Below are 12,348 nucleotides of genomic sequence, written 5' to 3'. Positions count from 1 at the left end.
CGTGAAAAGCGCCTCAGGCGGCGCCGGGGGTTTCGTCGAGGAAACCGGTGACCGCTTGCAAGCGTCCATGCGCGTCCACCACGCCGAAGTCCGAGCCCTTCACGATCGCCTCGCCGGCGGGCGTCGTCAGTGCCCAAGAGAAGCGCAGACGATCCGCGAAGCCGTCGACGTCGGTCGTGCGGCGAAACGTGTGATGCGGAAAACGCTCGTGCACCGCGCGGATCATCGCGTCGATGCCATCGTGGCCCGCCCCCGCCAGCAGCGGGTCGCGATAGTCGGCGTCGGCGCTCCACGTGGCCGCAATCAACTCGCGACGACGCGCGCCATCGGTTTCGTTCCAGGTATCGAAATAACGGTCGATCAGATCGGTATGTGCATTCATCTCAAACTCCTCGATTGGCAGGACTGAGCACTTCGCGCGTCATACGCATCGCATGCGGCGGGCTCGGAGTGAAGATTGACTGTTCGCGTGCATTGCGTCGATTACGTGAGAGGTAATCAAGCCGATGCAGCGTCTTTCACTGTCCTTCACGTCAAATAGGCCATTCGGCCGAGTCGTCAAGAAACCTTCGCATCGCTAACCTCACGAAGCCTGCCGATGACATCGCGAGGCGGGCAATGCAATGAACAGGAGGACGGCTTGGACCGCTTTATCGAGACACTTTTTTCGCTTGCGCGACCGTATCCTGGGGGATACAATCATCCGCAGATCGAAACACCGCGCGTGTACACGATCAACTGCACCGATGAGTTCGATCGTTGGCTTCACGGCCTCACCGACCTCAAGGCGAAGGCGCAAATTCTCGTGCGAATCCGGCGCGCGGAACGCGGGCTGTTCGGCGACGCGAAGTTGCTGGAAAACGGCGTGTTCGAGATGCGCATCGATTGCGGCCCGGGTTACCGGGTCTATTACGCGCGCGAGGGGCGCATGATGTATCTGCTGCTTTGCGGGGGTAACAAGTCCACGCAGCAGGCCGATATCAGGCATGCCGGAACAATGTGGGCAACCATCAGAAAGGAACGGTCATGAGCAAGATCAAAACGGCACGCTTCGACGCATCGAAGTACCTCGACAACGACGAAATGGTCGCGGCCTATCTGAACGCCGCGCTCGACCAGGGCGACTCCGATCTGCTGCTCGCCGCCATTGCGGACATCGCCAAGGCACGCGGCATTACGAAGATCGCCGCGGCAGCGGGCCTGGGCCGCGAAAGCCTGTATAAGACACTCGCGCCCGGCTCCAAGCCACGCATGGACACGGTCCTCAAGCTGGCGAGTGCGATCGGCGTCAAATTCACCGCCGTGCCGCTGCGCCTGGCCGCCGCCTGAGCGGGGCGCCGCGCTGGCCACGGTGCCGCCCGCGTTCGCACGTGGCGGCCGAGGCCGGTGCAATCGTTGGTGCGAATCGACGGTATCGGCCGCGCATCGCGTTGGTTGAAATTGGCGGGGCATTACCTCTCAGGTAATCGATTGCTTGCACGCTTTGGCTATCATCGGTGGCATGAACACACTCTCTATCGCACCAACGGCTCCGTCATCCCCGTCGAGAGGCACTCGGGCGGTCGGCGAACTTCTCCGCGAATGGCGGCAACGGCGGCGCATGAGTCAGCTGCTGCTCGCCACGGAGGCCGACATTTCGACGCGCCATCTGAGCTTTGTCGAATCGGGGCGCGCGCTACCGAGCCGGGAAATGGTCATGCATCTCGCCGAGCGTCTCGACGTGCCGTTGCGCGCGCGCAATGCCCTGCTCGTCGCGGCCGGCTACGCGCCGCTGTTTCGCGAACGTCCGCTCTCCGACCCGCAGCTCTCCGCCGCGCGCGAAGCCGTCGAACTGGTGCTCAAGGGACACGAGCCCTACCCGGCCCTCGCGATCGACCGGCATTGGACCATCGTCGCGACCAACAATGCGCTTGCGCCGTTGTTGAGCGGCGCGAGTCCCGAACTGCTGAAGCCGCCGGTCAACGCGCTGCGACTGAGCCTGCATCCGCAAGGCATCGCGGCGTCGATCGTCAACTGGCATGCATGGCGCGAGCATGTGCTGGCCCGGCTGCAACGGCAGATCGACGTCAGCGGCGACGACACGCTGAGCGCGCTGCGCGACGAGTTGGCCGGCTATCCCGCGCCGCCTGATGCAGACGCGTCGATGCGGGACGATGCAGTCCTCAACCAGATCGCCGTGCCCTTGCGGCTTCGTACGCCGCTTGGCGTGCTGTCGTTTTTCAGCACCACCACGGTGTTCGGCACGCCGGTGGACGTTACGCTGTCGGAACTCGCTATCGAGGCGTTCTTTCCGGCGGATCAGCAAACCGCGGCCGCGCTGCGCGAGTTTGCCGAACACCAGCGCGGCTAGTCCCCCGCGTACCCCGTCCCGACTCACCACGAACAAGTGATATGTCCGTCAACGCCGACACCCTGCTCATACGCCAACTCGGACCCGCCGACCGGGACGCCTATTTCCAGCTTCGTCTGCGCGGGCTGAAGGCGCACCCCGCTTCGTTCGGACAAAGCTACGACGAAGCGCTCGCGAAAGGCGCCGCGCAGCATGACGCGACGTTGCTGGGCTCGGAGGCGGAAGGCTCGTTCCTACTCGGCGCGTATGCATCGGCGGATGCTCCGCTGATCGGCGTCGTCGGTCTGCTGCGCAACCAGGCCCACAAGGAACGGCACAAGGCGAACGTCGTCGGCATGTATGTCGCACAGGAAGCGGCTGGTCGTGGGGTCGGGCGTGCGCTGCTCAGCGAGTTGTTGACGCGCGCCGCACGCGTCGACGGTTTGCGGCAGGTGCAACTGACGGTGGGTAGCCGCAACGACGCGGCGCGCAAGCTGTATCAATCGCTCGGCTTTCGCAAATATGGATGCGAAGTCAGCGCGTTGGACGTCGACGGCGAATTCCATGACGAGGATCTGATGGCGAGATTCCTCGCATAGCGCCTCGGAAGCACTGAGAGCGCCCCCCTGAGGCCGATTCCGGTGCCTCGGAAGGTTGTAAATATCGGCGCCCATCGCAGCAACATATCTGTCAGGCATCCTGCACGGCTCTGGCTCCTCGCCGTCCTCGCCGGCAATGTAATCGGCACACATTTGCGACCGCTTTTCGGTCTCGGGGCCGAACGAATCCGCCCGTCCGCCTGCCGACCGCACGGAGCCGTTACAAATCCCGCCCTGGCTCGCGCAGTTGTAACTGGGGGCGGATCTTGCCGTTACACCCCTCATCCGTCCCTAGCCCGCGGCGCAAGACGAGTACTTATTACCGTCTATTCCATCGCTTTCCATTTCCTTTCCAATTCAAAACGAATTTTCCAATCGCCGCTCGGTGGCAGATGCGTGGCGCGAACAAGTACGCTCGGCGCCCACCCAGCAAGGGTTTTCAGGGATTAGAGGCGACTCTCGAAAGGTTAAAAATCCACTTGGCATCATTCATTACAACGGCGTGAAAAAGTTACCGAAAAATGATGTGGTTTTTCGAGATATTTTTTTGTGGAGGGATTGATTTCTGGTTTTACCCTTCATACAATTCGTCCCGAGCTGTTACGAAATGTAACGTCTTGTATCAAATGTTCGCTGTCTGTAGCGAGTAGCAACATGTAGCCGGAGGCAGCGTTTCCGGCGAGGCAGAAAAGACATAACGGCGCAAAGCCGACATAGAAATTCGGGGCTTCGGAAACAGAGAAAATGGACCGTAGCAGCGAGACGCTGGATTCAATCCGCGAGATCAATTTGTCTTACATCATGCTCGCGCAACGCATGTTGCGCGAGGACAAACCGGTCGGAATGTTCCGGCTGGGACTGTCGTCGGAACTGGCTGATTTGCTTGCCGGGCTGTCGCTCGCGCAAATCGTCAAACTGGCCTCTTCCGACCAGCTTTTGTGCTTCTTCCGTTTCAACGACCACGCGATGCTGTCGGCGTTGACGCAAACGACGAAGCACGCCGCAGTTGCACCGACCCACACGGCGATCCTGCTTGCAGGTCAGCCCGCCGAGCAATTTGCCTGATCGAGATGACTGCAATGCTCAAGCGAAGCCTGACCGAAGATGCACAGGAAGTATTTCGCGCGATCGCACTGATCGAGCTCGGCGCCCGCATGCAGGTGCTCGAGAGCGAGCTGACGCTGTCGCGCGACCGTATGATCCGCCTGTATCGCGAGGTCAAGGGCGTATCGCCGCCCAAGGGCATGCTGCCGTTTTCGGCGGACTGGTATATGACGTGGCTCGCGAACATTCACGCCTCGCTGTTCTACAACACGTACCTGTTCCTGAAGAACGAAGCGCGCTGCTCGCATCTCGATGCGCTGACCAAGGGATATCGGTTGTATCTCGAACATTGTCAGCACAGCGAAACCGAGCCGGTGCTCGATCTGACGCGCGCGTGGACGCTCGTGCGTTTCTTCGACGCGGACATCCTGCAGCTGACCAGGTGCTGCCGCTGTACCGGCAAGTTCGTCGCGCACAAGCACGACCTGCAGCACAACGTCGTATGCGGCGCGTGCCAGCCACCGTCGCGTGCCGGCAAGACGAAGAAGGCAGCCGCCGCGCGCCGGGAAGCGCTCGGTGCGGCGCAGGCCGCGCAGGCCGCCTGACCGTTCGAGGCGCCCGTCGCGAGACGCGGCCAAGCCGATTCCGATCCAAACCGAAGCTCACGTGGATCCGCGCAGTGATTGAACTGCGCGGATTTTTTTGCCTGCGCGCCGAGCCAACCGGCGTTGCGAATAAGTCCTCGCCGCCGGTCAGATCAAGCGACCAGGCCCGCCGTCTGGACCACGAGCCACAGATTCGCGGCACTAACCCCAACAAACAGCGTCCACACGAGCAGCCGCGTAGGAAGCGTGTTGGCGAACTCGCCCATCAGCGAACGGTCGCTCGTCATGTGGATCAGCGGATAAAGTGCGAACGGCAGTTGCAGGCTCAGCACGACCTGACTCGCGACGAGCAGTTGGCCGACAGCGCCATTGCCGAGCATCCGCACGCCGATCAGCGCCGGAATCAGCGCGAGCGCTCGGGTGATGAAGCGCCGCTGCCAGCACGGAATCTTCATCTTCAGGAAGCCTTCCATGATGACCTGCCCCGCCACCGTGCCGGTGAACGTCGAGCTTTGTCCCGACGCGAGCAGCATGATCGCGAACAGGAACGCGGCGAAGCCGGTGCCGACGATCGGCGCTAGCAGCCGGTAGGCGTCCTCGATCTGCGTGACCTGGTCGTGGCCCGTCGCATGAAACGCGGCGGCCGCGAGAATCAGGATCGCCATGTTGATCAGCGCCGCGAGCACGAGCGATGCGATCGTGTCGATACGCGACATGCCGATCGCCGAGCGGATGCTGGCCGAATCGCGCTTCACCGCGCGGGTCTGCACGATCGACGAGTGCAGATACAGGTTATGCGGCATCACCGTGGCGCCGAGAATGCCGATCGCGAGATACATCGACTCGCGCGAATTCAACGCCTGCCACGACGGAATCAGCCCCTGCGCGACCGACGGCCAATGCGGCCTGACGAGCGCAAGCTCGATGATGTAGCCGACGCCGATCGTCGCGATCAGGCCGAGCATGATCGCTTCGAGGTCGCGAAAATTTTTGCCCTTCAGGCCGAGCACGATCAGCGTGTCGAACGCGGTGAGCAATACGCCGGTGGTCAGCGAGCAGTTGAACAGCAGATGAAACGCAAGCGCCCCGCCGAGCACTTCGGCGAGATCGCAGGCGATGATCGACAGCTCCGCGAGCAGCCACTGCGCACGCGCGACGCCTGGCGAATAGCGCGTGCTCGACAGTTGCGCGAGGTCGCGCCCGGTCGCGATGCCGAGCCGCATGCTCAGGCATTGCAGCGCCAGCGCCGCGAGGCTCGACAGCAGCACGACGAACAGCAGACTGTAGCCGAAGCGCGAACCGGCTTCGATCGCGGTGGCCCAGTTGCCCGGGTCCATATAGCCGATCGATACCAGCAGGCCGGGCCCCGCGAATTGCAGGATCTTTTTCCAGAACGGCGCGCCCGCGGAGACGGCCACCGAACCCTGTACCTCGGACGGGCAGAACGGCGCTGTGGCGGTTGTAGGTAGTTTGAACAGCAAGCCGGAAATCTCTCGGGAGGAATCGACGCGACGCCTCGGGCGGGCGTCGCAAACGGCCTCAAGTGTACAGAGAAACTTCCGGCAATGTCCCGCTAAGCGCGTAGCGGCCGACGTCGCGCACGCGGTAGTCGAGCGGATCGTGCAGCGTGTGCACGCGCGCGTTGCGCCAGAATCGATCGAGCGCGAGCGGCGCATGAGTCGCGCGCGCGCCGCAGGCGTCGAAGAGTTTTTCGCCGATGTCGAGCGCCGCCCGATGCGCGACGATCTTCGCTTCCGAGGTCGCGAGCGCGACCCGCGCACGGCTCTCGGCATCGAGCGTTGCGCGTTGCTGCCACGCTTCGTCGAGCGCGTTTGCGGCGCGCGCGGCCAGCGCCGCGGCGCTGACCGTCTGGATATGCATCTCGCCGAAGCGCTGGATCAGGTAGGGGTCGTCGGTCGCTTTGGCGACGCCGGACGCGATCCACGGCCGGCCATGTTCGTGCACGTAGGCTCGCGCCTCTTCCAGCGCACCCTGTGCGATCCCGACGAACAGATTGGTCAGCACCTGTTGCGAGATCAGTGTGCGCAAGCTCGCGTGCGGCGTGTCGGGTCGTTCGAGCACCTCGTGCGGCTCGACCCTGACGCGCGCGAACGACACGCTGCCGCTGTCGGTCTGCCGCTGGCCGATCGGGTCCCAGTCATCGTGAACGGTGATGCCTTCGCGCGTGGTCGGCACCGCCGCGAATAGGGGTTTGCCGGTCGATGGATCGCGAGCGGACACGGTCATCATCTGCGAGCCGCGCGTACCGGAACAGAAGCCTTTCTGGCCGTCGAGCAGGTAGCCGCCGTCGTGCGTCGAAGTAGCGATGAGGCGCGTATCCAGCGGATTCACCGCATTGCCCCACCACCAGCGATGCTCGACGGTGCCACGCAGATATTTCTCGCGCTGCCGTGAATTGCCCCACAGGTCGATGCTGACCACCTGCAGACAGGTGAAGCCGACCAGATGCGCGAGCGCGCTATCGACGCGCGCGAGCTCACGCACCACGTCGTAAATCGCGGACCAGCGCGCGCCAGCACCGCCGAATTCGCGCGGCACGGCGAGCGTCAGCAGGCCCGCGTCGGCGATCCACTGCTTTTGCTGCGCGGCATGACCGCCTTCGCGATCGCGCTGCGCGGCGCTCGCGCGCAGAGCGGCTAGCAGTGTGGTGAGGTCGCGCGCGCAATCCGTATGCTGCTGCTCGCTAATCTGCTCGATGCCGTCATGCACGAAAGTCACTGGTTTGCCCTGAGGTCGTCATTGGCTGGATCGGACGATGATAAGGAGCCGCGCGCACGTGGTCTACAAAGCGATTTGCACATCGAAAGCGCGAAAAACGATTTGCATGAAAAACGCCGGGCGGCGCTTGCGCGCGGCCCGGCGTGGTTGATGAGGCTGATGAAGCGCTTGCTACAGGGTTAGGTATTCAGCGCTTCGCCACTTGCTGTTGCGCCGAAACGGCTGCAGCTTCGGCCGCGGAACCGGAAGCACCAATCGGCACCGGCACCGCCCCCACCGCCGTACCCCCCGCCGTCACGTCGCCCCAACCGCCGCCGAGCGCGCGAATCAGATTCACGGTCGCGACCGCCTGCGTGCCCGCCAAATGGCTCGCCTGCAATTGCGACTGCAGCACCTGCCGCTCGCCATCGATCACGTCGAGATAGCTGACCGCGCCCTCCGTGTACTGCGTGCGCGACAGATGCGCGGCGCGCTGCGACGCATCGACCGCGTCGTTCTGCTCGCGCATCTGATCGTCGAGCAAACGCAGATCGGCGAGATTGTCTTCGACTTCACGGAACGCCACGAGCACCTGCTGGCGATATTGCGCGACGTCCTCGTCGTACTTCGAACGCGCCTGCGCGAGATTGGCCTTGCGACGGCCGCCGTCGAAGATCGGCATCGTCAGCGCGGTACCCACGGCCGGACCGAGGATGAACGCGCGGCTCGACCACATGAACAGATCGCCGAGCGTCGCCGATTCAAAGCCGAACGCACCGGTGATATCGAGCTTCGGGAAGAACGCCGACTTCGCGAGCCCGACGCGCGCATTCGCCGCCTGCATCGCGCGCTCGGCTGCCGCGATGTCAGGCCTGCGTTCGAGCAGCGCCGACGGCAAACCGGCCGGCACGCGCACCGTCACCAGCGCGAGCGGCTGTTCCGCGAACGTGAAATCCGCGGGCGGCTTGCCGAGCAGAATCGCGAGGCTATGCTCGGAGGCCGCCCGCTGCCGCGCGACGCCGACCGCATCGGCACGCGCGCTGGCGAGCTCGTTACGCGAACGCGACAGATCCAGCTCGCTGATATCGCCTTCCTTGAAGCGCCGCTGGACGAGCTTCAGCGTGTCCTCGCGCAACTCGACGGTGCGACGGTACAGATCCTGGTCCGTGTCGAGCTCGCGCAACTGGAAGTAGTTCTGCGCGACGTCGGCCTGCAACGACAGTTGCACTGAACGGAGCAGCGCTTCGCTCTGCTGCTCGTCCGAGCGCGCCGCGTTCACGTTCGAGCTGACGCGCCCGAACAGATCCGCTTCATACGACGCGCCGACCTGCGCGCGCCAGATCGTGCCGGTGGTGCCGCCCGCGCTGTCCGGCTGGAATTGCGATGCCGCCGACGCGCGTTCGCGCGTCGGGCCGAAGCCCGCGTCGAGCTTCGGGAACCAGTCTGACTTCGCGGCCTGCGTGACCGCGCGTGCTTGCTGCACGCGCGCGGCCGCGGCCTTCAGGTCCTGGTTCGCAGCGGCGGCCTGCTCTTCGAGCGCGTCGAGTTGCGGGTCGCCGAACACCTTCCACCATTCGCCGCGCAGCGCGTTGTCGGCGGGCTCGGCCGGCTTCCACGTGCCGTTGTTTTGTGTCGCCCCGGCCGAACCAGCCGCCGCCCCCGACGCCGCCGCAGCCGACGTCTTCACCGCGGGCGCTTCCTTGAACGCCGCCGGCGTATCGACATCGGGACGCTTGTACGTCGGCTCCACCGAGCAAGCGGCCAGCAGCGCAATCAGCAAACCGCTCGCGGCGGCGCGGCCCCATCCGCGCAAGGATACAAAGCGAGATTCAAAGCGTTTCATTGTTGTTTTCTCCTCAGGCGTCCGTAACGGGCGCGCCATAGCGCGGCGCATCCTTCTGCGCGACGTGTATCGTCCCGCCCGCGAGCGAACGCAGCACCACATAGAACACAGGCGTCAGCATCAGGCCGAACAGCGTGACGCCCAGCATGCCGAAGAACACCGCGACGCCCATCGCGTGACGCATTTCCGAGCCCGCACCGCTCGACAGCACCAGCGGCACCACGCCCATGATGAAGGCGATCGACGTCATCAGAATCGGCCGCAGACGCAGACGGCTCGCTTCAATTGCCGCCTGCAGCGGACTGCGTCCATCGTGTTCGAGTTCACGCGCGAACTCGACGATCAGAATCGCGTTCTTCGCCGACAAGCCCACCAGCACCATCAAACCGATCTGCGTGAAGATGTTGTTGTCGCCACCGGTGAGCCATACGCCGGTCAGCGCCGACAGCACGCTCATCGGCACGATCAGGATCACCGCGAGCGGCAGCGTCAGGCTTTCGTACAACGCCGCGAGCACGAGGAACACGAGCAGCACGCTGATCGGGAACACCCACAGGCCCGCGTTGCCGGCGAGGATCTGCTGATACGTGAGGTCGGTCCACTCGAGCTTCACGCCGCGCGGCAGCACTTCGGCCGCCACGCTTTCGGCCGCGGCCTGCGCCTGTCCCGACGAGAAGCCGGGCGCCGGGCCGCCGTTGATGTCGGCCGCCGTGTAGCCGTTGTAGCGCACCACCATCTCCGGCCCGTAGGTCGGCGTCACCGTGACGAGCGACGACAACGGCACCATCTCGCCCGCCGCGTTGCGCGTCTTCAGTTGCAGGATGTCGTCGGCGCGTTGACGGAACGGCGCATCCGCCTGCACACGCACCTGATACACGCGGCCGAAGCGGTTGAAGTCGTTCACGTACAGCGAGCCCAGGTAAATCTGCATCGTGTCGAACACGTCCGTGACCGGCACGCCGAGCTGCTTCGCCTTCACGCGGTCGAGATCGACATTGAGTTGCGGCACGTTGATCTGATAGCTGGAGAAGGTCGGCCCGAGTTCGCGCGTTTGCGCCGCGCGCTTCACGAAGGCTTCGGCTGCTTTGTTCAGTTCGGCGTAGCCGACCGCGCCGTGATCCTCGAGCTGCAACTTGAAGCCGCCGAGCGTGCCGAGCCCGAGCACTGGCGGCGGCGGGAACACCGCGACGAACGAGTCCTTGATCGCGCCGTACTGCTGGTTCAACGCACCGGCAATCGCGCCCGCCGACAGCTTCTTGTCGCCGCGCTCCTTGAACGGCTTCAACGTGACGAACACGATGCCCGCGCTCGAACTATTCGTAAAGCCATTCACCGACAGACCCGGGAACGCCACCGCGCTTTCGACGCCCTGTTGCTTCAGTGCGATCGCACTCATATCGCGAATCACCTTCTCCGTGCGATCGAGCGACGCACCGTTCGGCAACTGCGCGAACGCGATCAGATACTCCTTGTCCTGCGCGGGCACGAAGCCGCCCGGCACGATCCGCGCCATCAACACGGTTGCACCGACGAGGATCGCGTACACCGCGAGCATCGCGCCCTTGCGACGCAGCACGCCGGTCACGCCGCGGCCATAGGCTTCCGACCCACGATGAAAGACCTTGTTGAACTGCTTGAAGAAGCCGCCGAGCACACGGTTCATCACCCGCGTCAGCCAGTCCTCCTTCTCGCCGTGGCTGCGCAACAGCAACGCGGACAATGCCGGCGACAGCGTCAGCGAATTGAACGCCGAGATCACCGTCGAGATAGCGATGGTCATCGCGAACTGCTTGTAGAACTGGCCCGTGAGACCCGTCATGAACGCGAGCGGCACGAACACGGCGACGAGCGTCAGCGCAATCGCGATGATCGGCCCGCTCACTTCGCGCATCGCCTTGTAGGTCGCATCGCGCGCACTGAGCCCGCTTTCGATGTTGCGCTCGACGTTCTCCACCACGACGATCGCATCGTCGACGACGATACCGATCGCGAGCACCATGCCGAACAAGGACAACGCATTGATCGAAAAGCCGAATGCCAGCAGCAGCGAGAACGTACCGACGATCGACACCGGCACCGCGATCAACGGAATGATCGACGCGCGCCACGTCTGCAGGAACACGATCACGACGATAACGACCAGCGCGATCGCTTCGAGCAGCGTGTGGATCACCGCCTCGATGCTCGAACGCACGAACTGCGTCGGGTCGTAGACGATCCGGTATTCGACGCCGGCCGGCATGTCTACGGCGAGCTCCTTCATCGCCGCGCGCACTTGCTCCGAAATCGCGAGCGAGTTTGCGCCCGGCGCCTGATTGATCGCGAGCGCAACCGCGGGCTTGTTGTCGAGCAGCGAACGCAGGCCGTATTCCGACGCCGCGAGTTCGATCCGCGCGATATCGCGCAGATAGGTCACGCCGCCATCGGGCGCGGTCTTCACGATGATGTCGCCGAATTCGCTCTCGGTCTTCAACCGGCCGCGCGCGTTCACCGACAACTGCAACTGCGTGCCGGGCACCGACGGCGATGCACCGATCACACCGGCCGCCACCTGGATGTTCTGCTCGCGAATCGCGTTGACGACTTCAGTCGCGGTGAGACCGCGCTGCGCGACCTTCTGCGGATCGAGCCAGATCCGCATCGCGTAGTCGCCCGAGCCCCACAGCTGCACTTCGCCGACGCCCTGAATCCGCGCGAGCCGATCCTTCACGTTCAGCAGCGCGTAATTGCGCAGATACGTCATGTCGTAGCGATCGTTCGGCGAGATCAGGTGCACGACCATCGTCAGTGTCGGCGAACTCTTGATCGTCGTCACCCCGAGTCGCTGCACGTCTTCAGGCAGACGCGGCAGCGCCTGATTGACGCGGTTCTGCACGAGCTGCGTCGCGAGGTCGGGATCGGTGCCGAGCTTGAAGGTGACCGTCAGCGTCAGATTGCCGTCGCTATTCGCCTGCGACTGCATGTACAGCATGTTCTCGACGCCATTGATCTGTTCTTCGAGTGGAGCTGCGACCGCCTCGGCGATCACCTTCGGGTTCGCGCCCGGATACTGCGCGTGCACCACCACCGAAGGCGGCACGACTTCCGGGTACTCGGAGATGGGCAGCTTAAACAGCGAGATGATGCCCCCAAGCAGGATCAATACCGATAGCACGCCTGCAAAGATCGGGCGATCGATGAAGAATTTGGATATGTTCATTGGAAGCTCTT

Annotated in this window: 11 protein-coding genes; 6 read left to right on the top strand and 5 right to left on the bottom strand. The window is 63.9% G+C overall.

Annotated elements, in window-relative coordinates:
- Positions 1-13 precede the first annotated feature (13 nt).
- Positions 14-382: a nuclear transport factor 2 family protein gene (locus QFZ91_RS41275; protein WP_368599113.1), complete on the bottom strand. Its 369-nt coding sequence runs from the start codon at positions 380-382 to the stop codon at positions 14-16.
- A gap of 258 nt (positions 383-640) precedes the next feature.
- Here QFZ91_RS41275 and QFZ91_RS41270 point away from each other — a divergent pair, with 258 nt between their 5' ends.
- The 6 genes from QFZ91_RS41270 (at position 641) to flhC (ending at position 4,577) form a co-directional block, all read left to right on the top strand.
- Positions 641-1,030, top strand: coding sequence for a type II toxin-antitoxin system RelE/ParE family toxin (locus QFZ91_RS41270; protein WP_368599112.1), 390 nt, complete (start codon positions 641-643; stop codon positions 1,028-1,030).
- Positions 1,027-1,329: an addiction module antidote protein gene (locus QFZ91_RS41265; protein WP_013092181.1), complete on the top strand. Its 303-nt coding sequence runs from the start codon at positions 1,027-1,029 to the stop codon at positions 1,327-1,329. Before QFZ91_RS41270 ends, QFZ91_RS41265 begins: the two co-directional genes overlap by 4 nt.
- Before the next feature lie 172 nt (positions 1,330-1,501).
- Positions 1,502-2,350 carry a helix-turn-helix domain-containing protein gene (locus QFZ91_RS41260; RefSeq protein WP_368599110.1) on the top strand — a complete coding sequence of 283 codons (849 nt, stop codon included), beginning with the start codon at positions 1,502-1,504 and terminating at the stop codon, positions 2,348-2,350.
- A 41-nt stretch (positions 2,351-2,391) separates the two neighbouring features.
- The gene (locus QFZ91_RS41255) at positions 2,392-2,928 is read left to right on the top strand and encodes a GNAT family N-acetyltransferase (protein ID WP_429570826.1); all 537 of its coding nucleotides are present in this window, start codon (positions 2,392-2,394) and stop codon (positions 2,926-2,928) included.
- 744 nt (positions 2,929-3,672) lie between these two features.
- Positions 3,673-3,993: a flagellar transcriptional regulator FlhD gene (gene flhD, locus QFZ91_RS41250; RefSeq protein WP_018434215.1), complete on the top strand. Its 321-nt coding sequence runs from the start codon at positions 3,673-3,675 to the stop codon at positions 3,991-3,993.
- Between the two features lie 14 nt (positions 3,994-4,007).
- Entirely contained in the window at positions 4,008-4,577 is a 570-nt protein-coding gene (flhC, locus tag QFZ91_RS41245; protein ID WP_176106550.1) for a flagellar transcriptional regulator FlhC, read from the top strand.
- Between the two features lie 152 nt (positions 4,578-4,729).
- Here the strand turns inward: flhC and QFZ91_RS41240 are convergent, their stop codons facing one another.
- The 4 genes from QFZ91_RS41240 to QFZ91_RS41225 form a co-directional block, all read right to left on the bottom strand.
- Entirely contained in the window at positions 4,730-6,058 is a 1,329-nt protein-coding gene (locus QFZ91_RS41240; protein WP_429570825.1) for an Nramp family divalent metal transporter, read from the bottom strand.
- A gap of 58 nt (positions 6,059-6,116) precedes the next feature.
- Entirely contained in the window at positions 6,117-7,316 is a 1,200-nt protein-coding gene (locus tag QFZ91_RS41235) for an acyl-CoA dehydrogenase family protein (protein WP_429570824.1), read from the bottom strand.
- A gap of 187 nt (positions 7,317-7,503) precedes the next feature.
- Positions 7,504-9,138 (bottom strand): efflux transporter outer membrane subunit, encoded by a 1,635-nt coding sequence (locus tag QFZ91_RS41230; protein ID WP_429570823.1) that lies wholly within the window; start codon positions 9,136-9,138, stop codon positions 7,504-7,506.
- Between the two features lie 13 nt (positions 9,139-9,151).
- A complete protein-coding gene (locus tag QFZ91_RS41225) occupies positions 9,152-12,337 on the bottom strand; it encodes an efflux RND transporter permease subunit (RefSeq protein WP_429570822.1) in 3,186 nt (1,061 codons plus the stop codon).
- Positions 12,338-12,348: the final 11 nt, after the last annotated feature.

Origin of the sequence: Paraburkholderia sp. JPY419 (assembly GCF_050435705.1) — a bacterium.
GTDB lineage: Bacteria > Pseudomonadota > Gammaproteobacteria > Burkholderiales > Burkholderiaceae > Paraburkholderia > Paraburkholderia youngii.
This window is presented reverse-complemented; position numbering and strand designations above follow the sequence as displayed.

Coding starts and splice junctions, on each gene's coding strand:
- QFZ91_RS41275 (WP_368599113.1), bottom strand. CDS start 382: ATGAATGCACATACCGATCTGATCGACCGTTATTTCGATACCTGGAAC.
- QFZ91_RS41265 (WP_013092181.1), top strand. CDS start 1,027: ATGAGCAAGATCAAAACGGCACGCTTCGACGCATCGAAGTACCTCGAC.
- QFZ91_RS41260 (WP_368599110.1), top strand. CDS start 1,502: ATGAACACACTCTCTATCGCACCAACGGCTCCGTCATCCCCGTCGAGA.
- QFZ91_RS41255 (WP_429570826.1), top strand. CDS start 2,392: ATGTCCGTCAACGCCGACACCCTGCTCATACGCCAACTCGGACCCGCC.
- flhD (WP_018434215.1), top strand. CDS start 3,673: ATGGACCGTAGCAGCGAGACGCTGGATTCAATCCGCGAGATCAATTTG.
- flhC (WP_176106550.1), top strand. CDS start 4,008: ATGCTCAAGCGAAGCCTGACCGAAGATGCACAGGAAGTATTTCGCGCG.
- QFZ91_RS41230 (WP_429570823.1), bottom strand. CDS start 9,138: ATGAAACGCTTTGAATCTCGCTTTGTATCCTTGCGCGGATGGGGCCGC.
- QFZ91_RS41225 (WP_429570822.1), bottom strand. CDS start 12,337: ATGAACATATCCAAATTCTTCATCGATCGCCCGATCTTTGCAGGCGTG.